A 24,077-nucleotide genomic window follows, 5' to 3' on the forward strand; every position below is an offset into this window, starting at 1 on the left:
TCGCCGCGCGACCTTCTCGCTGGGCGACAACGGGCCGTTGCCATGAAGCGACTGTCGGTGCTGGTGGCCGGCACCTTGTCGCTGGCCGGCTGCGCCACCCACGAGCACCTGACCGCGCAGGACACCCGCGCGGAGAACGTGGATCACCAGCGGCTGCAGGTGCGCAGGGACGGCGGCGGTGCGGGCGCCGTGGAAGCGTATGCCCTGCGGCCAACCGAGGGCTACCGCATGCCGCAGCTGCATACCGCCCCGCCGCCGGTGCTGGGCAGTGCGGATCCCCGCCAGGAACTGGCGCCGACCAGGGTATGCCTGCAACTGGTGGTGGATGCGGATGGCAGGGTAGAGCGCAGCCTGCCGCTGGCCGATCGGCCGGAGTGCGAAGCCGGGACTGCTGCGGTCAACCTGCCGCTGCTGCAGGCGGCGCAGCACGCAGTGGCGATGTGGCGGTTCTCGCCCGCCGCGCTCTGCCATTTTCCTGCGGGAAGCGCACCGCGCGATGCCAGCGACTGCGACGGCGCCGAGCGGATCGAACCGGTGCCGGTCAGTCTGCTCTACGCCTTTACCTTCGAAATAGTGAAGGGCCGGCACTACGTTCGTAGCGAAACCGGCGGCTGAGCGCTCAGCCGCCCCCGAGCAGGTTGGACTTTATCGCGGGCTGCATCAGGCGCGGTTCGGCCAGGGTGGCATCGCGGGCCTGGCGCATGGCCACGAACTCGGCTTCGGTCATGCCGTCGCGGACATGGATGTTGTGCGCGCGCTGTTCGCCGATGCTGGTCTGGTTGGCGATGTCGCGGCCACCGGTGCCGTAGTCGTGGCACACGAAGACGCGTGTCTGCTCCGGCAGCGACAGCAGGCGCTGGATCGAGCGGTACAACTGCGCCGCATCGCCGCCGGGGAAATCGCAGCGCGCGGTGCCGCTGTCGGGCATGAACAGCGAATCACCCGGGAACAGGGCGTCGTCGATCAGGTAGGCGATGCTGTCACTGGTGTGCCCGGGCACGGCGATCACGCGTGCGTCCAGCGTGCCCAGCGCGAAGCGTTCACCGTCGGCGAACAGATGGTCGAAGGCGTCCGGGATCGCCGACAGGTCCAGCGCCAGCCGCGGCGCGAAGGTGGCCTGCACCGCGCGGATGCCTTCGCCGATGGCCAGCGTGGCTTGGGGAAAGCGTGCCTTCAGCCGGCGTCCGGCCGACACATGGTCGGCATGGGCATGGGTTTCCAGCAGCCAGCGCACCTCCAGCGCGTTGTCGCGCACGTGGCCCAGCAGCGGCTGCAGCGCCGCATCGGACAGCGCGCCTGACTCGGCGTCGTAGTCCAGCGCGGCATCGATAAGCGCCGCGTTGCGGGTCGCCGGGTCGTGCACCACATAGCTGAAGGTATTGCTGTCGGGGTGTAGGAACGACTGGACGTGGGCAGGCATGCGCGGGTTCCTCAGCGGCGGCCGAGGGCGCTGTTCAATACCTGCGCCAGCCGTTCGCCGGCGATGCGCAGTTCGCCCTCGGCCACGGGGCGATACTGTTCGGTGTAGTGGTTGTCGAGCTTGCGCGAGGCCGGGTAAACCCCGTGTTCAACCGCCACCCGGCAGCTGGATTCAGCCCATGCCGCCGCATCGCGGCGCAGGTCCACGCGGCGCGCAAGCGACGGTCGCGGCAACGACTGCAGTACCTTCAGGTAGCCGTCGTCATCCAGCTTGCGCGTGTTGAGCAGGCCGCTGTCCCACAGCGAGTGCAGGTTGGTGCCGCGTCCGTTGAACTGCAGCTGGAAATCATTGCCGCCCTTGTCGTGGCCGTAGCCGGCGTGCATGGGCTGGTGGATGTCACCGACCAGGTGCACCACGAACTTCAGCGCCTGCGCACGCTCGGCGTCGCTGCGGTTGCGGTCGGACAGGATCAGCGTCTGCTGCTTCAGCGCTTCGATCACGCAGTTGCCGTCCGGGCAGTGCTTGGGTGCCTGGTAGACGCAGCCGTCTTCGGCCATGTTGATGTAATGCCACTTCGCCGAACGACGTCCCAGGTCACGATCGGTGGCGCGCAGCTGGTCGGCCCACGGGGCGATGCCGGACAGGGTGGGATCGGTCTCGCCGGCAAGCAGGCGATCCACTTCGGCGCGCGCGGCCGGGGTAAGGCGGGTTTCCGCGACACGGCCCACCAGCCGGTGGCCCTGTGCGCCCCAGGCCAGTGCATCGGTGGAAACGAGGGTGAGCGCTGCCAGCAGGGCAGCAGCCGGGATCAGGGAGGAGAGTTTCATCCTGCGCATTCTAGCGGGCGCCCCGTGCCTCGGCTTGCCTGGATCTGGCCGCGATCGCCCGCACCGGGGTAGGCTGACAGCTTCTCGGCGAGGGTAACCTGCATGCAGCAGAGGATCGTGGGGCTGATCGGTGGCATGAGCTGGGAAAGTTCGGCCCATTACTACCGGCTGATCAACGAGCACGTGCGCGACGCGCTCGGCGGCATGCACTCGGCGCGCTTGTTGCTGTGGTCGTTCGATTTCGCCGCGATCGAAGCGCTGCAGCGGGCCGCGGACTGGCAGGAAGCGACCCGCCGGATGATCGATGCCGCGCGCAGGCTCGAAGCGGCTGGCGCCACCTGCATCGTGATCTGCACCAACACGATGCATCGCATGGCCGAGGACGTGCAGGAGGCCATCGGTATTCCACTGTTGCATATCGCCGATCCCACCGCCGCGGCTGCACAGGCCTTGGGGCTGAAGCAGGTGGGGTTGCTGGGCACGGCCTTCACCATGGAGCAGGCGTTCTACAAGGGGCGGTTGCAGGACCGGCACGGCCTGCAGGTGCTGGTGCCCGGCGAAGAAGACCGCGCCGACGTCCACCGGATCATCTATGAAGAACTGGTGCAGGGCAGGGTACTGCCGGCGTCGCAGGCGTTCTATCGCCAGGTGATGCAGCGGCTGGTGGACCGTGGCGCGCAGGCCATCATCCTGGGCTGCACCGAGATCATGATGCTGGTCGGCCCCGACGATGCCAGCGTGCCGTTGCTGGACACCACGGCGCTGCATGCGCGCGCCGCCGCGCAGCATCTGCTGGGCGACGGCACGTCCGTTTGAACGCCGGCCCGGCCGGGTGGGCGACGACGGTTGGTCGTCACCCTGGCGGTAGTGACGGTTGCTGGCCGTCATGCGCTTTGAACTGCCTGCGCATCAGAACTTGACCACGTACGACACGCCATAAGCCAGCGGATCGATCTCCACGGTGCCCAGCTTCTGCCCATCCAGCTTCACCTTGCTGTCGATGTCCATCCAGCGCAGGTCCACGCGCAGCGCGGCCTTTTCATTGATCGCGAAGTCCAGGCCGGCATGCGCGGCCAGTCCCCAGGAGTCGTCCATCTTCAGCCTGCTGCCTGCCAGCGCGCCGCCGGTTTCCTCGCTGAAGAACGTGGTGTAGTTGACGCCTGCGCCCAGGAAAGGGGACACCTTGCCCTGGCTGTTGAAGTGGTACTGCAGAGTCACCACCGGCGGCAGGTGCTTGGTGCTGCCGACCCGGCCGAGCCCGTCGATGTTGATGTCATGCTTGAACGGCAGTGCGGCCAGCACCTCGATGCCCAGATTGTCGGCGATGAAGTACTCGCCGGTGATGGTCGGCTTGATGTCGCTGTCCACGTCCACCTTCAGCGTGCCACCGGCCAGCGCCCCATTGTTGGACTTCGGTGCCACCTGGTGGACGCCGGCGGAGAGCGTCCAGTCGCCCTTGGACTGGGCCATGGCCGGGGCGGCGGCGAGGGACAGGGCGGCGGCCAGGCCGGCCAGCAGGGGAGCGGTGATGCGCATGGTGCGGGTCTCGTTGCGGGGTGATGGGGCCAGTCTCGGCCGGGCCTGCCTGCAACGCCTTGATCCGGATCAAATCGGCCCGGGCAGCCCGGCAGCGGGCGGCTTGGCCGCCGGTGGTCAGGGCGGTTTGCTAGACTAGTGGGCCTTATCCATCCCGCCGCGTCGCGCGCGGCCGCAGGAGTTCATCAACATGGCAATCAAGGTTGGTATCAACGGTTTCGGTCGCATCGGTCGCAACGTCCTGCGTTCGGCGGTGCTGAACTTCGGCGACGACATCGAAATCGTGGCCATCAACGATCTGCTGGAGCCGGATTACCTGGCCTACATGCTGAAGTACGATTCGGTGCACGGTCGCTTCAAGGCCGACGTGGCCGTGGAAGGCGGCGACCTGCTGGTCAACGGCAAGAAGATCCGCCTGACCCAGGAACGCGATCCGGCCAACCTGAAATGGGACGAAGCGGGCGTGGACGTGGTGATCGAATCCACCGGCCTGTTCCTGACCAAGGAAACCGCGCAGAAGCACATCGACGCAGGTGCCAAGAAGGTGATCCTGTCGGCGCCGTCGAAGGACGACACGCCGATGTTCGTGTTCGGCGTGAACGACAAGACCTACGCTGGCCAGGCGATCGTCTCCAACGCCTCGTGCACCACCAACTGCCTGGCCCCGCTGGCCAAGGTGATCAATGACAAGTGGGGCATCAAGCGTGGCCTGATGACCACCGTGCATGCCGCCACCGCCACCCAGAAGACCGTCGATGGCCCGTCCAACAAGGACTGGCGCGGCGGCCGCGGCATCCTGGAAAACATCATTCCCTCGTCCACCGGTGCGGCCAAGGCCGTCGGCGTGGTGATCCCGGAATTGAACAAGAAGCTGACCGGCATGAGCTTCCGCGTGCCGACCTCGGACGTGTCGGTGGTCGATCTGACCGTCGAGCTGGAGAAGGAAGCCACCTACGCCGAGATCTGCGCCGAAGTGAAGGCACAGAGCGAAGGCGCGCTGAAGGGCATCCTTGGTTACACCGAAGACAAGGTCGTGGCCACCGATTTCCGCGGCGAGACCCACACCTCCGTGTTCGATGCCGAGGCCGGCATCGCGCTGGACAGCACCTTCGTCAAGCTGGTGTCCTGGTATGACAACGAGTGGGGCTACTCCAACAAGTGCCTGGAAATGGTGCGCGTCGTGGCGGCGAAGTAATTCCGCGCCACGTGTGATCCTGCGAACCCCGGCTCCGGCCGGGGTTCGTCGTTGTGGAGCCAGGGTCTTGATCACATAAGCGTGCCCGGGGGCGCTTTCCTGATGGGCCGATGCAGGGCGCGATGCTACAGCTGGGTCTCCCAAGCCGTGAGCCAACGCCATGTCGAACTTCATCCTGCGATTGCTTCCTGTTGGACTGCTCTGGATTGCTGCATCGGCGCAGGGGGCGATGCCCGCCTTGCCGGACGATGCCGGCATCGTGGCCGCCATCGTGCATCAGATGGAATCGCCATCGCTTCGATCCTCCGGCACCGTACGCGTGGCATCGGCCGCCGACGGCAGCTGGAACGTGGAACTGGGGAGCCGGTTCCTGGCCGATACGCCCGGCCCGCAGATACCGGCCGAACTGGATGCGCGATTGCAGGCGATCCGCCTGGCCGTGCTGCTGCAGCGCGAGCGGGCCGGAGCCGTGCCGCAGCCGCTGCAGTTTCTTTTCAACGGCCGTCCCCTGGAAGACCATTTCCATGAGCGTCAGCCTGCGCGAACCGGCGGTGATGTCGCAGCGGCGGGGAGCGTGGGCGTCTTCGTATCTGCCAGCCATGGCTGGTACCTGCACGGTGGCAGGACGTGGCGGCTGCAACGCCCCCTCAGCAACGGCATGGTGGAAGACCTGGTTACGCCGCGGTTTGCGCGGCAGCTGGTAGACGCGTTGGGTCGTGATGGCGTCAGTTCGTCGCTTTCGCGTTCGGAAGACCTGTCGGTGCATCCGATTGCCGACAAGCCGTGGTGGCAGATGGCCGCGCGCTACCACGCACAGGCGTTGTATCCGGAACGTGCGGATATCTGGCAGAGCTATGCTGACCGTGACACGCCGCTGCGTGAGTACAACGACGATATCCGCAGCCGGCCGTTGCTGGCCAACGAACTGGGCGCCGGCGTGCTGGTGCACCTGCATACCAATGCGGCCGCCAATCCAGCGGCAACCGGGATGATGGCCTTCCACCAGTCCGGGCGCAGCGAGGACCAGCGGTTGGGGCACGTGCTGCTGTGCGCGATGCGCGATGCCATCCAGCGCGTTCCGGCCTACGCCGGCTATCGTGTACGCGTGCAGCCGAGCGTCGGAAATTTCGGCGAAAACCGCCTCGCGCTGGCACCTTCCATCCTGGTGGAACTCGGTTTCCACACCCATCCGCAGGACGCACTCGCGCTGCAGGATCCCGTGTTCCAGGCGGCGGTCGCCGAGGGCCTGCGCAGCGGCTACGCGGACTTCCAGCGCGGCGTGGGCGCAGGGGGGGCGCGCGTGTGCCAGTGAGCAGCGCGCCCAGCAGGGCCGGCTTGACGTAGCATGGCACGGCCCGGCGGTGCCATCGTGGCACCGTAGCGACAGCAGGAAGCCGTTGAATGGAAGCGTTGATCGTCATGCTGGGGCTGGTGTTGCTGGCCATTCCATTGTTGCTCGTGGTGGCGCTGGTGAAGATATCCGGCCTGCGCCGTCGCGTAGAGCTGCTGGAGGCCTCCCTCTCCGATGCTGCCAGCGTGCCTGCTGTGCGGGCACCGACCGCCGGGCCGCACCCACCAGCGGCCGAGTGGGACCCGGTCCCGCCGCTGCAGCCCTGGCCACTGCATGCCCCGCATGCGGAGGAAATCGATCGCGAAGCGGCGGCGGAGGGCTTCGCCAACGTCTCTCCCGCCGCGCCGCCACCGCTGCCGCCCGGACACCAGGACACCGCGGAGCCGCAGCGTGCGGCGGCCCATCGCGAACCGCCGCCTCCGTCCGGCCCGAATCCGGTCGAACGCCTGCTGGCAGGTGCCAAGCGCTGGTTCACCGAAGGCAACGTGCCGGTCAAGATCGGCATGCTGGTACTGCTGGCCGGTGTCGCCGCGTTGCTGAAGTACGTCAGCGACCAGGGCCTGCTGGACGTGCCGATCGAGCTGCGCCTGGCCGGCATCACCGTCGGCGCGCTCGGCCTGCTGGTGTTTGGCTGGAAGCAGCGCGGCCAGCGTCGCTTGTTTGCGCTGGCGCTGCAGGGCGGCGCCATCGGGGTGTTGCTGCTGACCACCTTCGCGGCCTTCAAGGTCTACGGTCTGGTCGATCCTGCGCCGGCGTTCATCGCCAGCATCCTGCTGGTGGCCGGCTTGTGCGTGCTGGCCGTGGTGCAGGAATCCCGCACGCTGGCGGTGCTGGGCATCCTGGCCGGCTTCATGGCGCCGCTGTGGCTGTCCACCGGCAATGGCAACCACGTTGGGCTTTTCAGCTACTACGCGGTGCTCAACGCCGGCATCTTCGCCATCGCCTGGTTCCGTCCGTGGCGCGCGCTGAACCTGCTGGGCTTCGTGTTCACCTTCGGCATCGGCACGGCCTGGGGCGTGTTGCAGTACCGCCCGGAGGACCTGCCCACCACGCAGCCGTTCCTGGCCCTGTTCTTCGCCTTCTACCTGCTGATCCCGCTGCTGTACGCACGGCGCCAGCCGGCGGAAAAACGCGACCTGGTCGATGGCAGCCTGGTATTCGGCACGCCCCTGGTGGCGTTCTCGTTGCAGGCCGCGCTGCTGCATGACCAACCGATGCTGCTGGCCGGCATCGCAGTGGGCGTGGCAGCGGTATACGCGGTGCTCGCCCGCGCGCTGCTCACGCGTCCGTCCTACCACGTGCTGGCCCAGTCGCACGCGGTGCTGGCGGTGGGCTTTGCCACGCTGGCGGTGCCGCTGGCGCTGTCGGCACGGGTCACCGGCGCGGTGTTCGCGCTGGAAGGCGCCGGCCTGGTGTGGCTGGGCCTGCGCCAGCAGCGCCGCCTGCCGCAGATCAGTGGCGCGCTGCTGCAGATCGCGGCGGCTTTCGCCTTCGTCGCCGGTGCGGACCATTGGGACAGCGACGCGCGCATGTTCCTCAATCCCACCGCGATCGGCGTACTGCTGCTGGCGCTGGCCGGCTTCGCATCGGCGTGGAGCTGCCGCCAGCATGCCCGCAGCAGCATCGCACTGGTGTACTACCTGTGGGGCCTGATGTGGTGGCTGGCGGGGCTCGTCGCCGAGTGCTTCCGTTTCGTGCCCGACCGTCACCAGCCGGATGCGTTGTTGATCATCGCCGCGGTGACCGGTTGGCTGGCTGCCGAGGCGTATCGTCGCCAGCCCGCACGCGTGCTCGGGCTGACCACGCTGGCCATGCTCGCCTTCGCCTTCCCGCTGCTGATCGCCCAGGTGGGCACGCACGAGCAGCCGTTGGCCGGCTATGGCGGCCTGGCGTGGGCGCTGATGGCCGTGCTCGGTACGCGTTCGCTGCATGCGCTGCGCCAGGGCGCGGGCCGCGTGGCCGTCGTCGCGCAGTTCCTGTGGTGGCTGCTGTGGCCCTGCGTGCTGTCGCTGGCACTGCAGCAGGTGGCCAGCCGCTTCGGCATGGCTGGCGGATGGCAGGTGGTGGTGGTGCTGCTGCCGTGGATCGCGCTGGTGGTGGCCACGCTGCATCGCTGGCGCTGGATCAGCCTGCCGCTCGGCGCGGCGTTCGATCCTGCCCGGCCGGTGCTGCAGAGCGTGTTGTTCGGCCTGCTGGGCTGCGTCTGGCTGTACCTGCACGGCACGCCGGGCCGCTCCGATCCGCTACCGTGGCTGCCGCTGGTCAATCCTGCCGAACTGGTCCAGTGGGCGATCCTGCTGCTGGCCGCGCGCTGGCTGTATATCGGCCAGGCGCCTGCCGCGCTGCAGCGGATCCGCGTGCCGCTGCTGTCGATCGCTGCTTTCATCGCAGTAACCAGCCTGACCCTGCACGCAGTGCATCATTGGGGCGGGGTGCGCTGGAACGATGCGCTGCTGGGCTCCAGCCTGGCCCAGACCAGCCTTACCGTGGTCTGGAGCGTACTCGGCGTGGTCGCCTGGGTATGGGGCTCGCGGCGCGGCCAGCGCGTGTTGTGGACAGTCGGTGCGGTGCTGATGGCGGTGGTACTGGCCAAGCTGATCCTGGTCGACCGCCAGCACCTGGGCAACCTGCTCGGCATCGCCTCGTTCATCGCCTACGGGTTGTTGTGTACCGTGGTGGGATACTTCGCGCCGGCGCCGCCGCGCCAGCCGCAGACCGTGGAGAACCAAGCATGAAATCGTGGATGGGGCTGATGCTGGCCCTGCTGGTGGTCCCCACTGCCGTGGCCGCGCAGGAACATCGGCAGCAGTACGTCGAGCAGTGGCCACTGAGTCTTTCCAGCGCGCAGTCCGGGGCCTACCGGATCACCCTGGAGCCGCAGATCTACCGCCGTGCGTGGTCACCGCAACTGGCCGACGTGCAGGTCTACAACGCCGCCGGACAGGCGCTGCCTTCGGCCCTGCTGGCGCCGGACCAGCCGCTGGCGCAACCGCCGGTGCAGCGTGAGCTGCCCTGGTTCGTACTGCCGCCACTGGATGTCCGCAGCCGCAACGACCTGCAGCTGCTGACCGAGCGCGACAGTGACGGCCGCGTGCGCCGGGTTGAAGCACGGCTCGGCGCATCGGCGGGAGCGGCGCAGTCGGCGGGCTGGTTGATCGATGCCAGCGTGCTGGGACAGCAACCGCTTGCCGCCGTGATGCTGGACTGGGAACCACAGGCACAACCGCTGCAGGCCACCGTGCAGGTCGATGCCAGCGATGACCTGCGCAACTGGCAGCAGATCGATGCGCAGGTGCCGCTGGTGGACCTGCAGCGCGCGGGCAAGCGCCTTTTGCAGCGCCGGATCGGCGTGGACCGCAGCGTGCGCTACCTGCGCGTGCTGCCCAACCAGGGCCAGCCGTTGCCCGTGCTGCGTGGCGTGCTGGCGGAACTGCCGCCGGCCGCGGCGACGATTCCGTGGGAGTGGGTCGCGCTGCAGCCGGTGAAGCAGGGCAGCGGCAGCTTCGAATTCACTCTGGATGGCCGCTACCCGGTGAGCCGCCTGGATGTAGCCACCCGCGACAACAGCCTGGTGCAGTGGGCGGCCTTCAGTCGCGATGATCCGGCGGCCGACTGGCAGCGCCGCACCGCGCCATGGGTGGCCTACCAACTGGAGGCCGGCGGCGGCAGTCGCCAGCAGTCCGCGCCGCAATTGTTGTCCGGGGTGACCCGGGATCGTTATTGGAAACTGGTGGCCGATCCGGCCACGACCCCCGCCGTGCCCACCCTGCGCGTGGGTTACCAGCCCGAAGTGCTGGTGTTCCTGAGCCAGGGCGCGGCGCCTTATGCGCTGGCCGTGGGCAGCGCGACGGCGGTGCGGCAGGAGGCGCCGGTGGGCGTGCTGATCGAGGATCTGCGGCAGCGCAATGGACCGGCGTGGCAGCCAACGCTGGCACGTTTTGAAGGCGGCCCGGAGCTGTTGGCCGGTGAGGCTGCACTGCAGGCGCCGCGCGACTGGAAGCGCTGGCTGCTGTGGGCGCTGCTGGTGCTGGGCGTCCTGGTGGTGGGCTGGCTGGCGCTGAGCGTGCTGCGGCAGAAGCCGGTCGCTGACAGGGAATGACGGCCCGGTAATGACGGCCTCTGGCCGTCATGGCGTGGTTGACGGCCCGGTAGTGACGGCCGCTGGCCGTCATGCCCTGGTTGACGGCCAGCGGCCGTCACTACCTGGGGTTTGCGATGCGCCTGCGCAGCCGGGACAATAGTGGGCTGCGCCGCACGGCGCGCTTCTTCCCCAGAACAGGAATGCCCATGTCCATCGTCCGCATGACCGACCTCGACCTCTCCGGCAAGCGCGTGTTGATCCGGCAGGACCTGAACGTGCCGATCGAGAACGGCCAGATCAGCTCCGAACAGCGCATCACCGCCTCGCTGCCCACGCTGAAGCAGGCGTTGGAGCAGGGCGCGGCGGTGATGGTGACATCGCACCTGGGGCGCCCGAAGGAAGGCCAGTGGAGCGAGGAAAATTCGCTGCAGCCCGTTGCCCGCCGCCTGTCCGAACTGCTCGGCCGCGACGTGCCGCTGCTGCGCGACTGGGTCGGCGGCGTGGACGTGCAGCCGGGCCAGATCGTGCTGCTGGAAAACTGCCGCATGAACGTAGGCGAGGGCAAGGACGATGAAGCGCTGGCCCGCCAGTATGCGGCGCTGTGCGATGTGTTCGTGATGGATGCCTTCGGTACCGCGCACCGCGCCCAGGCATCGACCCACGGCGTGATCCGTTTCGCGCCGGTGGCGGCCGGTGGCCCGTTGCTGATGGCCGAACTGGATGCGCTGGCCAAGGCGCTGAAGGAACCGGCCAAACCGTTGCTGGCGATCGTGGCCGGCAGCAAGGTCAGTACCAAGCTGGAACTGCTGGCCAGCCTGGTCGGCAAGGTCGACCAGCTGATCGTCGGCGGCGGCATCGCCAATACCTTCATCGCTGCGGCCGGATACCCGGTCGGCAAGTCGCTGTACGAACCGGACCTGCTGGATACCGCGAAGAAGATCGTTGCCGACGCCAAGGCGCGCGGCGCGGACATCCCACTGCCGGTCGACGTGGTGGTGGCCAAGCAGTTCCTGCCCGATGCAGAGGCGACGGTGAAGGCCGTCGATGCGGTGGCCGAGGACGACCTGATCCTGGACATTGGACCGCAGACCGCGGCGCAGTACGCCGAGCTGATCGGCAAGGCCGGCACGGTGGTGTGGAATGGCCCGGTCGGCGTGTTCGAGTTCGAATCCTTCAGCAAGGGCACCGAAGCGCTGGCGCGCGCCATCGCCAGCTCCCGGGCGTTCTCCATTGCCGGTGGTGGCGACACGCTGGCTGCGGTCGACAAGTTCGATATCGCCGGCGACGTCAGCTACATCTCCACCGGTGGCGGTGCGTTCCTGGAGTTCCTGGAAGGCAAGACCCTGCCGGCCGTGGAGGCCCTCGAAGCGCGGGGCGCGTAATGGCGCATGATCAGTGCGTGACGGCCGTTGGTCGTGACGCTGTCGAGGTGCGTGACACGCTGTTCTTCGATCTGGACGGCACGCTGATCGATTCCCAGATCGGCATCACCCGCTGCATCACCCATGCGTTCGAGCGGATGCAGCATCCGGCGCCTCCGGTGGAGGCGCTGCGCGGCTGGATCGGCCCCTCGCTGCGCACCAGCTTCGGTCCGCTGTTCAACGATGCGGCCAAGGTGGAACAGGCCGTGGCGTACTACTGCGAACGTTTCGAGACCGAAGGCTGGCAGGAGCACGCGGTGTTCGACGATATCGAACAGGTGGTGCGTGCGCTGCAGGCGCGCGGCCATCGCTTGGCCGTGGTCACCGCGAAGAATGAAGGCCACGCACGTCGCATCATCGAGCACCTGCCCTTCGGTGCGTGTTTCGACGAGGTCATCGGGGCCACCGCCGATGGCAGCCGCAGCAGCAAACCGCAGTTGGTGGCCGAAGCGTTGTCCCGGCTGTCGCTGCAACCAGGCCAGTGCTGGATGATCGGTGACCGCCGCATGGACATCGAAGGCGCGCGCCACCACGGCCTGCGCAACATCGGCGTGCTGTGGGGTTTCGGCGGTGCCGAAGAGCTGCGCGAGGCCGGCGCCGATGCGCTGGCGGCCTCGCCGACGGAGTTGCTGACGCTGATCGGCTGATGCCGGGGTAAGCTGGGTAGTGTTGACGTCGGTCTTCCATGCTGCCCCGTATTGTCTTGCAGACATCGCGCAGAACCAGACCCCGTAAGGATGTAACCGCATACATGGGCCGTGAAGGATGTGCTAATTTCCCTGCTTTAACGGGAGCCCCTAAACCATGTTCGAGCGTCAGCGTCGCACCAAGATCCTAGCCACCCTCGGCCCGGCCACCGATCCGCCCGGCATCCTCGAGGAGCTGTTCCGCGCTGGCGTCAACGTGGTGCGCCTGAACTTCAGCCATGGTGACCCGTCCGGGCAGGCCAAGCGCGCCGCCGACGTGCGTGCCGCCGCTGCCCGCGTGGGCGTGGAAGTGGGCATCCTGGCCGACCTGCCGGGCCCGAAGATCCGCATCGAGCGCTTCGCCGAAGGCAAGATCCAGCTCAAGGCCGGCGACCGCTTCGACCTCGTGGCCGCCACCAACGTGCCGCCGGGTGACACCACCCAGGTCGGCGTGAGCTACCTCGGCCTGCCGCAGGACGTCGGCCCGGGCGATGTGCTGTTGCTGGATGACGGCCTGATGCAGCTGCAGGTGGTGGAAGTGCAGGGCGAGCGCATCATCAACACCGTGCTCAACGACGGCGTGCTGTCCGACCGCAAGGGCCTGAACAAGCAGGGCGGTGGCCTGTCGCTGGGCGCGCTGACCGAGCGTGACAAAGAGCTGATCGGCATCGTTGCCAAGATCGGCGTGGACTTCATCGCCGTGTCGTTCTGCCGCAACGCGCAGGACATGAACGATGCCCGCGAGATCGCCGAATCGCACGGCTGCTATGCCGCGCTGGTGTCCAAGATCGAGCGCACCGAAGCCATCGAGAACCTGGAAGAAATCGTCGACGCCAGCGATGTGGTGATGGTGGCGCGCGGCGACCTGGGCGTGGAAATCGGCGATGCCGAACTGCCGGGCCTGCAGAAGAAGATCATCAAGGCCTCGCTGGCGCAGAACAAGGTGGTGATCACCGCCACGCAGATGCTGCAGTCGATGGTCGAAAGCCCGATCCCGACCCGCGCCGAGGTGCTGGACGTGGCCAACTCGGTCATCGACGGTACCGATGCGGTGATGCTGTCGGCGGAAACCGCTGCTGGCGCCTATCCGGTCAAGGCGGTGGAAGCGATGGCGCGCATCTGCCTGGGTGCCGAGCGCCAGTTCCAGACCGAAACCGACTTCGGCGCCTCGCCGCGCAACCTTGAACGTGCCGACCAGGCCATCGCCATGGCCACCATGTTCCTGTCCCAGCACGTGGGCGTGCGCGCGATCGTGGCGATGACCGAATCCGGCGGCACCGCCCGCTACCTGTCGCGTTTCCGTGCCTCCGCGCCGGTGTTCGCGGTGACCCGCCACGACGGCGCCCGTCGCCAGATGGCTCTGATGCGCGATGTGTTCCCGATCAATTTCGACAGCCGTGGCCTGACCCCGCGTGAAGCCGCGCGTGGCAGCATCCGCCTGCTGGCCGAAGCCGGGCTGCTGGCCGCCGGCGACCGCGTGGTGTTCACCAGTGGCGAACACATGGAAACCCATGGCGCTACCAACACCCTGCGCCTGCTGGAAGTGGGTGCGAACGGCAGCGCCAGCGGACTGGGCGAGCTGTAAGCAAGCCCGGACGGCGCGGCGCAATCGCAGCGCCGTCACGGTTACACGGCATGAAAGCGATTCCAGATCCCGTGGACGGACAGTTCACGGGAGGCGGGGGCTATAATCAGGTTTTTCCCGCACCCGCCACAGGAAGTACATGAGCATCGAACAGCTGGCTGAAACCGCCCAGGCCATGGTCGCCCCGGGCAAGGGCATCATCGCGATCGACGAATCCACCGGCACCATCGCCAAGCGCTTTGCCAGCGTCGGCGTTGAGAACACCGAAGAAAACCGTCGCGCCTACCGCGAACTGCTGCTGACCACGCCGAAGCTCAACGAGCACATCTCCGGCGCGATCCTGTTCGACGAGACCATCCGTCAGTCGACCAAGGACGGTGTGCCGTTCGCCAAGTACATGACCGACAACGGCATGATCCCCGGCATCAAGGTCGACAAGGGTGCGCACCCGCTGGCCGGCTGCCCGGGCGAGCTGGTCACCGAAGGCCTGGACGGCCTGCGCGAGCGCCTGCAGGAGTACTACAAGCTGGGTGCACGCTTCGCCAAGTGGCGTGCGGTCATCAACATCGGTGAAAGCATCCCGTCGGGTACCTGCATCGAGTCCAACGCGCATGCGCTGGCCCGTTATGCCGCCCTGTGCCAGGAATGCGGCCTGGTGCCGATGGTCGAGCCGGAAGTGATCATGGACGGCGACCATGACATCGAAACCTGCTACGAAGTCACCGAAGCCACCCTGCGCTCGCTGTTCGACGCGCTGTACCAGCAGAACGTACTGCTGGAAGGCACCATCCTGAAGGCCTCGATGGTCATCTCCGGCAAGGACTGCGAAGAGCAGGCCGATGCCGAAGAAGTGGCCGAATCGACCGTGATGTGCCTGAAGAGCACCGTGCCGGCGATCCTGCCGGGCGTGGTGTTCCTGTCCGGCGGCCAGAGCGACGAGCAGTCCACCGAACACCTCAACGCGATGAACCAGATGGGCAACCTGCCGTGGCCGCTGACCTTCTCCTACGGTCGTGCCATGCAGCAGGCCGCACTGGCGCTGTGGGGCAAGGACACCAAGGGCAACTACGCCGCCGCGCAGAAGACCGTGTACGAGCGCGCCAAGGAAAATGGCCAGGCTGCACTGGGCAAGTGGAACGGCTGATCCGGCTGCCCCGCCGATGAAAGAACGCCGGCACGTGCCGGCGTTTTTTTTTTCCGCTATCGTGTCGCCTGCCCGGGGCATGGCCACTTCGCGGCCTCTGAATGATGGGCCAAGGAGAAACACCATGCGTACTGCAACGACACTACTGGCCGCCGCGCTGGCGCTGGCCATCGGCGGCTGTGGCCAGAAGGCGGGCGCCGCCGACGGCGGCAAGGCCGCTTCGCTGGACTTCGACAAGGCGGTGGCCGGCGAGATCACCACCTCCAGCCCGCTGAGCTTCAGCGACGGCAGCCGCTACCAGCTCTATTCGATGCAACTGAAGGACAAGCAGGCGGTGTCGCTGAAGCTGGTCGGTTCGCTGTCCGGCGCGATATCGGTATTCCGCGACGACGGCACCCTGGTGACCCGTGGCGAGCGCTCTGAAGACAGTGGCCTGGAAGTGACCTTCCGTGCCGACGGCGCCGGCCGTTACCGCATCGCGGTCAATGGCGACGACGCCGATGCTTACGGTCCGTATCGCCTGCAGGCCACCGAGGTGGTGCCCTATGACGGCAAGCCGCTGGCCAATGGGGGGCAGATCGTCGACCTGCTGGCCGACCAGCGCCAGGAATACACCCTGCAGGTCGACAAGCCCGGCCTGTACCAGATCAACCTGACCTCCAATGCGTTCGACACCGTGCTCGACCTGAAGGGCGCCAATGTGGAAGAGGAAGACGATGACGGTGGCAGTTCCACCAACTCGCGCCTGACCCTGATGCTGGACAGCGGCACCTACAAGCTGGGCGTGCGCGCGCTGGATGACGAAGGCAGTGGCCAGTTCCGCCTGGACGTGAAGAACACCGCGCTGGCCGCGGACGTGGTGTCCGCCGATGGCACCACCCTCGCTGTCGGCGCCAATGTGCAGGCGCTGCTGTCGCGGGAGGACGGCGAGCGCCGTTTCGTGCTGAACGTGCCGCAGCCCGGCTCGGTGCGCATCGATGCGCTGTCCGACCAGGTCGACACCACCCTGCGGCTGACCGGCGGCACCATCAACCTGGAAGACGACGACGGCGGCAATGGCACCAACGCACGCCTGCAGGCGAACCTGCCGGCGGGTCGTTACCAGTTGCTGGTTGCCAGCCTGGAAGAGAGCCAGGCCGTGGTGCAGGTGCGGGTGAGCGCGGGGAGCGGCGAATCGCTTTCGGTGCGTGATGCCGCATCGGCGGACAGTGACGTAGCGGTTGCGGTACCGGCCGACGTGGACGCCAACTGATAATGCTGCAACGGTGACGACCCAAGGGTCGTCACCGCTTTCAGTAAGCGGGCATCAACGACTGCGCCGCAATGGCGCGATCACTGCTGCGCGCTGCCTCGCTCTCGTCTTCCAGGGTCTGCCCGGCGGCCGAAAGCGCCTGCTGGTAGGCCTTGAACGTGGCGGTGTTATAGGCCACCAGGATGATCCGCCGCGGCTCACGATGGCTGCGCTGCCAGGCCAGCGTCTCCGTGGCCGCGATCTCGGCCGCACGGTACAGCGGATAACCGTAGACGCCACAGCTGATCGCCGGGAAGGCGATCGAGCGCGCGCCGAGTTTCTCCGCCAGTTGCAGTGATTTCCAGTAGCAATTGGCCAGCAGCGCGCTTTCATCGCGCTGACCGTCATGCCAGACCGGGCCCACCGTGTGCAGCACGAAGCGGGCGGGCAGCGCATGCGCGTCGGTGGCCACGACTTCGCCGGTCGGGCAGCGCACGCCGGGGCGCAGCTGCGGCAACTGCTCGCATGACTGCAGCAGTCCAGGACCTGCTGCCCGGTGGATGGCACCGTCCACGCCGCCGCCACCGAGCAGGGATTCGTTGGCCGCATTGACGATCGCATCCACCGCCAGGGTCGTGATGTCACCCTGCCAAACTTCGATCTTCATGCGTCCTTCTCCTGGCTGTCGTTGAAACGGCGCAACGTCCCGCGTTGCATGTGCCACCGTAACCGGGGCGACATGCAGGCTGCGTCATGACCGTCTCACACGCTGCGAACAGGAAAACAACACGCCGCCCGGAAGGGCAGGGGGCGCTTACGGCAGGCCGGCCAGCCAGTCGTCGTCGGAGCCTTCGTTCACATCGGCGAACAGTGGTGTGGAGAAGTAGCGCTCGCCGGTGTCGGGCAGCATCGCCAGGATCACCGAGCCCGGCTCGGCGCGTTCAGCGACATCCAGTGCGCTGGCGAGCGTGGCACCGGCGGAAATGCCGACAAACAGGCCTTCTTCGGCGGCCAGCCGGCGCGCGGTGCTGATCGCGCGGTCATCTTCCACGGTCACCAGTTCGTCCACCACGTTGCGGTTGAGCACGTCCGGCACGAAGTCCGGGGTCCAGCCCTGGATCTTGTGCGGCTTCCAGTCATCGCCCTTCAACAGCGCCGCGCCGGCCGGTTCGGTGGCGATGATACGGGTCTCCGGGCGGGCTACCTTCAGCACCTCGCCCACGCCGGTCAGGGTGCCGCCGGTACCCCAGCCGCTGACGAAGTAATCCAGCCGCTTGCCGGCGAAGTCGCGCAGGATCTCCGGCGCGGTCGTGTTGCGGTGATAGGCCGGGTTGGCCGGGTTGGCGAACTGGCTGGCCAGGAACCAACCGTGTTCCTGGGCCAGTTCGGCTGCGCGGCGCACCATGCCGCTGCCGCGCTCGGCGGCCGGGGTCAGGATCACCTTGGCGCCATACGCGCGCATCAGTTTGCGGCGCTCGATGGAGAAGGTTTCCACCATCGTGGCGACGAACTTGTAGCCGCGGGCGGCGGCCACCATCGCCAGCGCCACACCGGTGTTCCCGGAGGTGGCCTCGATGATCGTGTCGCCCGGCTTGAGCAGGCCGCGCTGTTCGGCGTCGAGCACGATCGCCAGCGCCAGCCGGTCCTTGACCGACCCGCCCGGATTGAACGCTTCGACCTTGGCGTACAGGGTGACGTGCGCCGGTGCCAGCCGGTGCAGCTTGACGATGGGGGTGTTGCCGATGGTATCGAGGATGGACTCGTACAGGGCCATGAGGGCACTCCGGGAGGGGCCGCGCCAGACGCGGCGGCAAGAGGGAAGGCGGCCGCTGCTGGTAACCGCCTTGGCCGGCTGACCGTAGCGCTGCCATATGACGGCAGGAAATGACCAGATACCTTTCTTAAACAACGTTTGGTTATATGTTGGTGAGGGCAATTGACCTACAGTGGTTTTCCCTACCGAGCCGCCCGCCATGACGCTGACCCAGCTCCGCTATCTGGTCGCCATCGCCGACGCCGAGCTGAACATCACGCTCGCCGCCTCGCGCGTGCATGCCACCCAACCCGGACTGTCCAAGCAGCTCAAACAGCTGGAGGATGAACTGGGCTTCCTGCTGTTCGTGCGGCGCGGCCGCAGCCTGGAATCAGTCACTCCGGCCGGGGTGGAAGTGATCAGCCGCTCCCGCGCGGTGCTCGCCGAAGCCAACAACATCCGCACTTACGCCGCCAACCAGCGGCGTGAAAGCCAGGGCCAGCTGGTGCTGACCACGACCCACACGCAGGCACGCTTCGTGCTGCCGCCGGCGGTGGCACGGATCAAGCAGGCCTATCCGCAGGTGAGCGTGCACCTGCAGCAGGCCGCTGAAAGCGACGCGCTGGACCTGCTCAGCCAGGGCGATGCGGACATCGCCATCATCAGTACCGCCGGTGGCGAACCGAGTGCCGGGATCGCGGTGCCGCTGTACCGCTGGCGCCGTCTGGTGCTGGTGCCCAAGGGTCACCCGCTGGACCGCGCCGGCCGCGCCCCGGACCTGGCCGCGCTGGCCGCCCATCCGTTGATCAGCTACGAATCGTCCACGCGTGCGGCGTCTTCGCTGCAGCGGGCCTTCGCCGGATCGGGGCTGGAGCCGGACATCGCGCTGACCGCGCTGGATGCCGACCTGATCAAGACCTACGTGCGCAGCGGGGTGGGCGTGGGCCTGCTGGCTGAAATGGCGGTCAGTGCCGCCGACCACGACCTGCGCGCCTGGGTGGCGCCGGCGCCGATCGCCGAATGCATCGCCTGGGCGGTGCTGCCGCGTGACCGCGTCCTGCGCGACTACGCGCTGGAACTGGTGCACGTGCTCGCCCCGCAGATCGACCCGCGCGACCTGCGCCGGGTACTGGATGGCAACCAGGCCGCGGACTGGCCGCTGCCGCCTACGTGGGAATCGTTGACCCAGACCATTACGTCCTGAGCGGTCGAAGGCGCCGCTGCGCTCGCCGACCATGGGTCGGCGCTACCGGGAAGGCGGGTCGGCGCTGCCGCGCTCTGTCGCGACCGTCGAGGCCGACACATCCCGATACACGATGACACCCCGGCGCAAGCCCTTGCACGGAAAGGGTTCCGGCCGCTATCGCCGGACTGTCCCGCGGTAGTAAACGCTTGGCACATACGGTCTTCGCATGGCGCCCCCTACACTCGCCGGTCATGCAGAGGACGGGACTATTCATGGTGGGACGTATCGCAATGGGCACGGCCGTTGGCCTGGCCCTGGTGTTGCTGGCCGGCTGCAAGGGCGAACCGCAGGCGGCGCGCCGCCAGGGCGCCGATGTGCCGGTCACCGCGCAGGTCGTGGAATCGGCCGCGTGGAGCGATACGTTGCAGGCACTGGGCACGGCCAAGGCACGTGAATCGGTGACCATCACCGCCAAGGTCAGCGAGATCATCGAGCAGGTGCACTTCGAAAGTGGCCAGCAGGTGGCTGCCGGCACCCCGCTGGTCACCCTGCGCGGCCTCGCCCAGCAGGCAGCGCTGACCCAGGCCCAGGCGACCTTCGCCGAAGCCGACCAGCTGTACAAGCGCCAGCGTGAACTGGCCCAGCAGCAGCTGGTGGCCAGTTCCACCCTGGATACCCAGAAGGCGATCCGCGATACCGCCGAAGCGCGGGTGGCGGAAATGCAGGCCGAGATCGGCGATCGCAGCGTGCGGGCACCGTTTGCCGGTGTGCTGGGCATCCGCCAGGTCAGCCCGGGATCGTTGGTGACCCCAACCACGGCGATCGCCACGCTGGACGACATCCAGCGCATGCACGTGGACTTCCAGGTGCCGGAAGCGGAGCTGTCTTCGCTGGCCAACGGCAACAAGGTCGAAGCCACCAGCGTGGCCTGGCCGGGGCGTACCTTCGAAGGCGAAGTAACCACCATCGATGCCCGCGTCGACCCGTCCACCCGTGCGGTCACCGTGCGCGCCGACTTCGCCAACGGCGACCACGCACTGCGTCCGGGCATGCTGCTGGACGTGCGCATCTACCGCCCGGAGCGGCAGGCGCTGGTGGTGCCGGAGATCGCCGTAGTGCAGGTGGGCAGGGACTCTTATGTCTACCGGCTGAAGGCAGACAGCACGGTGGAGCGCGCCGACGTGGTGATCGGATCGCGCCGCGCCGGGGTGGTGGAACTCAAGCGGGGCATCAACGCCGGGGAGCGCATCATCGTGGACGGCACCGGCAAGCTGCGTGCGGGCCTGAAGGTCGATGCGCGGCCGGTACCGCCAGTGGATGCACCGGCGCCGGAAAAACTGCCGCCACCGCCGGCAGCGCCGGCCTCGGACGCGCCCGTCGCACCGGCCGGTAACGGCGGATGAAGCTCTCCAACATTTCCATCCAGCGGCCGGTCTTCGCCGTGGTGATGAGCCTGCTGCTGATCGTGCTCGGCATCATGTCGTTCACCCGGCTGACGCTGCGCGAACTGCCGGCCATCGATCCACCGGTGGTGTCGGTATCGGTGGACTATCCCGGCGCATCGGCGGCGGTGATCGAAAGCCGGGTCACCCAGGTGCTGGAAGATTCCCTGTCGGGCATCGAAGGCATCGACATGATCAACGCACGCAGCACCAACGGCCGCGCGCAGATCAGCCTGGAGTTCACCAGCAACCGCGATATCGAAGCCGCTGCCAACGATGTGCGCGACGCGGTCAGCGGCGTGGCTGACCGCATGCCCGACGAGGCACGCGCGCCGGAGATCGAAAAAGCCAACAGCGATGACGAGGCCATCATCTGGTTCAACCTGTCCTCCTCCGCCATGGACACGCTGGCCTTGAGCGATTACGCCGAACGCTATGTGGTGGACCGCTTCGCCAGCCTGGACGGTGTATCGCAGGTGCGCATCGGCGGCCGCCAGCGCTATGCGATGCGGATCTGGCTGGACCGCGACCAGCTGGCGGCACGTGGGCTGACCACCGGCGATGTCGAAGCCGCGCTGCGCAACGAGAACGTGGAACTGCCGGCCGGCCGCATCGAGTCGGCCGACCGCGACTTCACCCTGCGTGTCGAGCGCAACTACGTGAAGCCGGAAGACTTCGCGACCATCCCGCTGGGCAAGGGCAGCGATGGCTACGTGGTGCGCATGGGCGACGTGGCCAAGATCGAGCTGGCTTCGGCAGAACGCCGTGCCTATTACCGCAGCAACGGCGAACCCGGCGTGGGCCTGGGCATCGTCAAGACCTCCACCGCCAACGCGCTGGACGTGACCCGCCTGGCCCGCGCGCAGGCCGACCGTATTGCCGAAACGCTGCCGCAGGGCACGCAGATCGCGGTGACATTCGACAACACCACCTTCATCGAAGCGGCGGTGGACCGCGTCTACGCCACGCTGGTGGAAGCCATGCTGTTGGTGCTGGTGGTGATCTGGCTGTTCCTGGGCAGTTTCCGCGCGGCGCTGATCCCGGCGGTCACCGTGCCGGTGTGCCTGGTGGCGGCCTTCATCGCGCTGTACGCCTTCGATTTCTCGATCAACCTGCTGACCCTGCTGGCACTGGTGCTGTGCATCGGGCTGGTGGTGGACGATGCCATCGTGGTGGTGGAAAACGTGCAGCGCCGCATCGACCTGGGCGAACCGCCGCTGGTGGCGTCCAAGCGCGGCACCGCGCAGGTGGCCTTCGCGGTGATCGCCACCACCGCCGTGCTGGTGGCAGTGTTCCTGCCGGTCGGCTTCCTGGAAGGCAACACCGGGCGACTGTTCCGCGAACTGGCGGTTGCGCTGGCGGCCGCCGTGGCATTGTCCGCGTTCGTGGCGCTGACGCTGACCCCGATGATGGCCTCCAAGCTGCTCAAGCCGCACACCGGCCAGGCCCCGCGTGGCCTGTACGGGGTGATCAACCGCAACCTGGAAAAACTCGCCGGCGGCTACGGCCGCGTGCTGGACCGCCACGTGGACCGTACCTGGATCTACCTGCTGGTGATGGTGGCCACGCTGTTTGCCAGCTGGTTGCTGATCAAGCACCTGCCGTCCGAATTGGCGCCGGCCGAAGACCGCGGCTCGTTCCAGATCATGATCGATGGCCCTGAAGGCGCAGGCTTCGACTACACGGTCGGCCAGGTGCAGGAAGTGGAGGCGATCGTTGCCAAGCATGTGGGCGAAGACCGCCCGATCGTGCGCGCCAATCCACGCGTGCCGGGCGGCTGGGGGTCCAGCGAGGAAATGCACACCGGCCGCATCAGCGTGTTCCTGCAGCCATGGCGCGAACGCTCCACCTCCACCCCGGAAGTGGCCGATGCACTGCAGAAGGACCTCGATGCGGTGCGTGGCGTGCGCGTGCGCACGCAGGTCGGTGGTGGCCTGGTGCGCAGCGGCGGGCAGCCGTTCCAGATCGTACTGGGCGGGCCGGAGTATGCTGAGATCGCCCAGTGGCGCGACCGCGTCCTGCTGCGCATGGCGGACAACCCCGGGCTGGTCGGCGTGGATTCGGACTACAAGGAAACCCGCCCGCAGATGCGGGTGAACATCGACCGCCAGCGTGCGGCCGACCTGGGCGTACCGGTGACGGCGGTCGGTTCGGCGCTGGAAACCATGATGGGATCGCGCCGGGTCACCACCTTCGTCGACAACGGCGAAGAGTACGACGTGCTGGTGCAGGCCGGCCGCGATGGGCGCGCCACCCCGGCCGACCTGGCCGCCATCCGGGTGCGCTCCAGCTCCGGTGAGCTGGTCCCGCTGTCCAATCTGGTCACCCTGAGCGAAGTCGCTGAGGCGGGTTCGCTGAACCGGTTCAACCGCCTGCGCTCGATCACCATCAGCGCTGGCCTTGCGCCGGGCTATCCGCTCGGCGAAGCCATCGCCTGGGCCCAGGGGGTCACCCGTGAGGAGCTGCCGCAGCATGCGCAGATCAGCTGGAAGGGCGAATCGCGCGAGTACCAGAGTTCCGGTGGGGCGGTGCTGCTGACCTTCGCGATGGCTCTGCTGGTGGTCTACCTGGTGCTGGCCGCGCAGTTTGAAAGCTTCATCCATCCGCTGACCATCATGCTGACCGTGCCGCTGGGCGTGCTCGGTGCGCTGGTGGGGTTGTGGGTGAGCGGTGGTACGGTGAACCTGTTCAGCCAGATCGGCATCGTGATGCTGGTGGGCCTGGCGGCCAAGAACGGCATCCTGATCGTGGAGTTCGCCAACCAGCTGCGCGATGAGGGACGCACGGTACGCGAGGCGATCATCGAATCGGCACGCGTGCGCCTGCGCCCGATCCTGATGACCTCCATCGCCACGGTGGTCGGTGCGATCCCGCTGGTGGTCGCCGGCGGGCCGGGTTCGGCCAGCCGTGGCACCATCGGCGTGGTGATCATCTTCGGTGTGACCCTGTCCACGTTCCTGTCGCTGTTCGTGGTGCCGGCGTTCTATGCAAGGCTGGCCCCGTTCACGCGTTCGCCTGAAGCGGTGGCGCGCGAGCTGGAAAAGCAGGAGAAGGACACCCCATCGGTGGGCGGCCACGCCTGACCGCCGGTAGTGACGGCCGCTGGCCGTCAGAAGGTAGTGACGGCCGCTGGCCGTCATTCATCGACATTGACGGCCAGCGGCCGTCACTACCGTGCGTTCGCCAGCTAGAATCAACCGGTTCCCCTCAGCCGACGGG

Annotated in this window: 19 protein-coding genes; 14 read left to right on the forward strand and 5 right to left on the reverse strand. The window is 67.5% G+C overall.

Annotated elements, in window-relative coordinates; all coding sequences use genetic code 11:
• Positions 1 to 42 precede the first annotated feature (42 nt).
• Positions 43 to 615, forward strand: a complete 573-nt coding sequence (locus SOM47_RS04470) for a hypothetical protein (protein WP_320504879.1) — start codon at positions 43 to 45, stop codon at positions 613 to 615.
• 4 nt (positions 616 to 619) lie between these two features.
• Here the strand turns inward: SOM47_RS04470 and SOM47_RS04475 are convergent, their stop codons facing one another.
• Both SOM47_RS04475 and SOM47_RS04480 read right to left on the reverse strand, forming a co-directional pair.
• Positions 620 to 1,420: an MBL fold metallo-hydrolase gene (locus tag SOM47_RS04475; protein WP_192083014.1), complete on the reverse strand. Its 801-nt coding sequence runs from the start codon at positions 1,418 to 1,420 to the stop codon at positions 620 to 622.
• An 11-nt stretch (positions 1,421 to 1,431) separates the two neighbouring features.
• A complete protein-coding gene (locus tag SOM47_RS04480) occupies positions 1,432 to 2,247 on the reverse strand; it encodes a S1/P1 nuclease (protein ID WP_320504880.1) in 816 nt (271 codons plus the stop codon).
• Between the two features lie 102 nt (positions 2,248 to 2,349).
• On the opposite strand from SOM47_RS04480, the gene SOM47_RS04485 reads away from it, so the two are divergent.
• Positions 2,350 to 3,063, forward strand: coding sequence for an aspartate/glutamate racemase family protein (locus tag SOM47_RS04485; protein ID WP_320504881.1), 714 nt, complete (start codon positions 2,350 to 2,352; stop codon positions 3,061 to 3,063).
• 93 nt (positions 3,064 to 3,156) lie between these two features.
• Here the strand turns inward: SOM47_RS04485 and SOM47_RS04490 are convergent, their stop codons facing one another.
• A complete protein-coding gene (locus tag SOM47_RS04490; protein ID WP_192083020.1) occupies positions 3,157 to 3,783 on the reverse strand; it encodes an OmpW/AlkL family protein in 627 nt (208 codons plus the stop codon).
• A gap of 190 nt (positions 3,784 to 3,973) precedes the next feature.
• Here SOM47_RS04490 and gap point away from each other — a divergent pair, with 190 nt between their 5' ends.
• From gap to SOM47_RS04535, 9 genes are all read left to right on the forward strand, one after another.
• Positions 3,974 to 4,978 carry a type I glyceraldehyde-3-phosphate dehydrogenase gene (gene gap / locus SOM47_RS04495; RefSeq protein ID WP_191769850.1) on the forward strand — a complete coding sequence of 335 codons (1,005 nt, stop codon included), beginning with the start codon at positions 3,974 to 3,976 and terminating at the stop codon, positions 4,976 to 4,978.
• Between the two features lie 160 nt (positions 4,979 to 5,138).
• Positions 5,139 to 6,290: an N-acetylmuramoyl-L-alanine amidase family protein gene (locus SOM47_RS04500; protein ID WP_192083022.1), complete on the forward strand. Its 1,152-nt coding sequence runs from the start codon at positions 5,139 to 5,141 to the stop codon at positions 6,288 to 6,290.
• Between the two features lie 89 nt (positions 6,291 to 6,379).
• Positions 6,380 to 9,064, forward strand: coding sequence for a DUF2339 domain-containing protein (locus SOM47_RS04505; protein WP_192083024.1), 2,685 nt, complete (start codon positions 6,380 to 6,382; stop codon positions 9,062 to 9,064).
• Positions 9,061 to 10,428, forward strand: a complete 1,368-nt coding sequence (locus SOM47_RS04510; protein ID WP_320504882.1) for a DUF3999 domain-containing protein — start codon at positions 9,061 to 9,063, stop codon at positions 10,426 to 10,428. Before SOM47_RS04505 ends, SOM47_RS04510 begins: the two co-directional genes overlap by 4 nt.
• Before the next feature lie 188 nt (positions 10,429 to 10,616).
• A complete protein-coding gene (locus tag SOM47_RS04515; RefSeq protein WP_042614590.1) occupies positions 10,617 to 11,792 on the forward strand; it encodes a phosphoglycerate kinase in 1,176 nt (391 codons plus the stop codon).
• Complete coding sequence (locus SOM47_RS04520; RefSeq protein ID WP_192083027.1) at positions 11,792 to 12,478, forward strand: HAD hydrolase-like protein; 687 nt, start codon at positions 11,792 to 11,794, stop codon at positions 12,476 to 12,478. Before SOM47_RS04515 ends, SOM47_RS04520 begins: the two co-directional genes overlap by 1 nt.
• A 157-nt stretch (positions 12,479 to 12,635) precedes the next feature.
• Positions 12,636 to 14,102: a pyruvate kinase gene (gene pyk, locus SOM47_RS04525; protein WP_042614592.1), complete on the forward strand. Its 1,467-nt coding sequence runs from the start codon at positions 12,636 to 12,638 to the stop codon at positions 14,100 to 14,102.
• Between the two features lie 139 nt (positions 14,103 to 14,241).
• On the forward strand, positions 14,242 to 15,246 hold the full coding sequence (locus SOM47_RS04530) for a class I fructose-bisphosphate aldolase (RefSeq protein WP_042614593.1): 1,005 nt from the start codon (positions 14,242 to 14,244) through the stop codon (positions 15,244 to 15,246).
• A gap of 124 nt (positions 15,247 to 15,370) precedes the next feature.
• On the forward strand, positions 15,371 to 16,498 hold the full coding sequence (locus SOM47_RS04535; protein WP_320504883.1) for an ABC transporter substrate-binding protein: 1,128 nt from the start codon (positions 15,371 to 15,373) through the stop codon (positions 16,496 to 16,498).
• A gap of 40 nt (positions 16,499 to 16,538) precedes the next feature.
• Here the strand turns inward: SOM47_RS04535 and SOM47_RS04540 are convergent, their stop codons facing one another.
• Together SOM47_RS04540 and cysK are read right to left on the reverse strand one after the other, a co-directional pair.
• A complete protein-coding gene (locus SOM47_RS04540; RefSeq protein ID WP_042614595.1) occupies positions 16,539 to 17,144 on the reverse strand; it encodes an O-acetyl-ADP-ribose deacetylase in 606 nt (201 codons plus the stop codon).
• 147 nt (positions 17,145 to 17,291) lie between these two features.
• Positions 17,292 to 18,251 (reverse strand): cysteine synthase A, encoded by a 960-nt coding sequence (cysK, locus tag SOM47_RS04545; protein WP_192083030.1) that lies wholly within the window; start codon positions 18,249 to 18,251, stop codon positions 17,292 to 17,294.
• A 199-nt stretch (positions 18,252 to 18,450) separates the two neighbouring features.
• On the opposite strand from cysK, the gene SOM47_RS04550 reads away from it, so the two are divergent.
• The 3 genes from SOM47_RS04550 to SOM47_RS04560 all read left to right on the forward strand — a co-directional run bounded on the left by SOM47_RS04550 (position 18,451) and on the right by SOM47_RS04560 (position 23,941).
• Entirely contained in the window at positions 18,451 to 19,434 is a 984-nt protein-coding gene (locus SOM47_RS04550; protein ID WP_042614597.1) for a LysR family transcriptional regulator, read from the forward strand.
• Positions 19,435 to 19,688: 254 nt separating this feature from the next.
• Positions 19,689 to 20,819: an efflux RND transporter periplasmic adaptor subunit gene (locus tag SOM47_RS04555; RefSeq protein ID WP_320504884.1), complete on the forward strand. Its 1,131-nt coding sequence runs from the start codon at positions 19,689 to 19,691 to the stop codon at positions 20,817 to 20,819.
• Positions 20,816 to 23,941 (forward strand): efflux RND transporter permease subunit, encoded by a 3,126-nt coding sequence (locus SOM47_RS04560; RefSeq protein ID WP_320504885.1) that lies wholly within the window; start codon positions 20,816 to 20,818, stop codon positions 23,939 to 23,941. Before SOM47_RS04555 ends, SOM47_RS04560 begins: the two co-directional genes overlap by 4 nt.
• Positions 23,942 to 24,077 lie beyond the last annotated feature (136 nt).

It is taken from the genome of Stenotrophomonas sp. CFBP8980, from assembly GCF_034046095.1.
Lineage (GTDB): Bacteria > Pseudomonadota > Gammaproteobacteria > Xanthomonadales > Xanthomonadaceae > Stenotrophomonas > Stenotrophomonas lacuserhaii.

Coding starts and splice junctions, on each gene's coding strand:
- SOM47_RS04470 (WP_320504879.1), top strand. CDS start 43: ATGAAGCGACTGTCGGTGCTGGTGGCCGGCACCTTGTCGCTGGCCGGC.
- SOM47_RS04475 (WP_192083014.1), bottom strand. CDS start 1,420: ATGCCTGCCCACGTCCAGTCGTTCCTACACCCCGACAGCAATACCTTC.
- SOM47_RS04480 (WP_320504880.1), bottom strand. CDS start 2,247: ATGAAACTCTCCTCCCTGATCCCGGCTGCTGCCCTGCTGGCAGCGCTC.
- SOM47_RS04485 (WP_320504881.1), top strand. CDS start 2,350: ATGCAGCAGAGGATCGTGGGGCTGATCGGTGGCATGAGCTGGGAAAGT.
- SOM47_RS04490 (WP_192083020.1), bottom strand. CDS start 3,783: ATGCGCATCACCGCTCCCCTGCTGGCCGGCCTGGCCGCCGCCCTGTCC.
- gap (WP_191769850.1), top strand. CDS start 3,974: ATGGCAATCAAGGTTGGTATCAACGGTTTCGGTCGCATCGGTCGCAAC.
- SOM47_RS04500 (WP_192083022.1), top strand. CDS start 5,139: ATGTCGAACTTCATCCTGCGATTGCTTCCTGTTGGACTGCTCTGGATT.
- SOM47_RS04505 (WP_192083024.1), top strand. CDS start 6,380: ATGGAAGCGTTGATCGTCATGCTGGGGCTGGTGTTGCTGGCCATTCCA.
- SOM47_RS04510 (WP_320504882.1), top strand. CDS start 9,061: ATGAAATCGTGGATGGGGCTGATGCTGGCCCTGCTGGTGGTCCCCACT.
- SOM47_RS04515 (WP_042614590.1), top strand. CDS start 10,617: ATGTCCATCGTCCGCATGACCGACCTCGACCTCTCCGGCAAGCGCGTG.
- SOM47_RS04520 (WP_192083027.1), top strand. CDS start 11,792: ATGGCGCATGATCAGTGCGTGACGGCCGTTGGTCGTGACGCTGTCGAG.
- pyk (WP_042614592.1), top strand. CDS start 12,636: ATGTTCGAGCGTCAGCGTCGCACCAAGATCCTAGCCACCCTCGGCCCG.
- SOM47_RS04530 (WP_042614593.1), top strand. CDS start 14,242: ATGAGCATCGAACAGCTGGCTGAAACCGCCCAGGCCATGGTCGCCCCG.
- SOM47_RS04535 (WP_320504883.1), top strand. CDS start 15,371: ATGCGTACTGCAACGACACTACTGGCCGCCGCGCTGGCGCTGGCCATC.
- SOM47_RS04540 (WP_042614595.1), bottom strand. CDS start 17,144: ATGAAGATCGAAGTTTGGCAGGGTGACATCACGACCCTGGCGGTGGAT.
- cysK (WP_192083030.1), bottom strand. CDS start 18,251: ATGGCCCTGTACGAGTCCATCCTCGATACCATCGGCAACACCCCCATC.
- SOM47_RS04550 (WP_042614597.1), top strand. CDS start 18,451: ATGACGCTGACCCAGCTCCGCTATCTGGTCGCCATCGCCGACGCCGAG.
- SOM47_RS04555 (WP_320504884.1), top strand. CDS start 19,689: ATGGTGGGACGTATCGCAATGGGCACGGCCGTTGGCCTGGCCCTGGTG.
- SOM47_RS04560 (WP_320504885.1), top strand. CDS start 20,816: ATGAAGCTCTCCAACATTTCCATCCAGCGGCCGGTCTTCGCCGTGGTG.